Genomic DNA, 438 nt, shown 5'->3' on the forward strand with positions numbered 1-438 from the left:
AGAAAATATTATGCTACCACTCTCAGTACAAAAATTCCATAAATATGAAATGGAACAAAATTATAAAGAAGTGGCTGAGGCATTAGGTATTTATAACCTGGGAAATAAATATCCAAGTGAAATTTCTGGCGGTCAGCAACAACGTACGGCGGCAGCCCGGGCATTCGTCCATAAACCAACAATTATTTTCGCAGATGAACCTACTGGCGCATTAGATTCTAAAAGTGCTCAAGATTTGTTACACCGTCTAGAAGATATGAATAAACAATTTAATTCAACCATTATGATGGTGACACATGATCCTTCAGCCGCTAGTTACGCTGAGAGAGTCATTATGTTGAAAGACGGTGATATACACTCAGAAATCTACCAGGGTAACGATTCAAAACAAACATTTTACCAAGAAATTATGAAACTTCAAACCGCATTAGGTGGTGT

1 protein-coding gene is annotated in these 438 nt (G+C 37.4%); it reads left to right on the plus strand.

Annotation, left to right across the window (positions count from 1 at the left end; translation table 11 throughout):
• A partial coding sequence (locus CHM34_RS18505; RefSeq protein WP_141201789.1) for an ABC transporter ATP-binding protein occupies nt 1-438 on the plus strand: 438 nt, incomplete at both ends.

Source organism: Paludifilum halophilum (assembly GCF_002245355.1).
Lineage (GTDB): Bacteria > Bacillota > Bacilli > Thermoactinomycetales > DSM-45169 > Paludifilum > Paludifilum halophilum.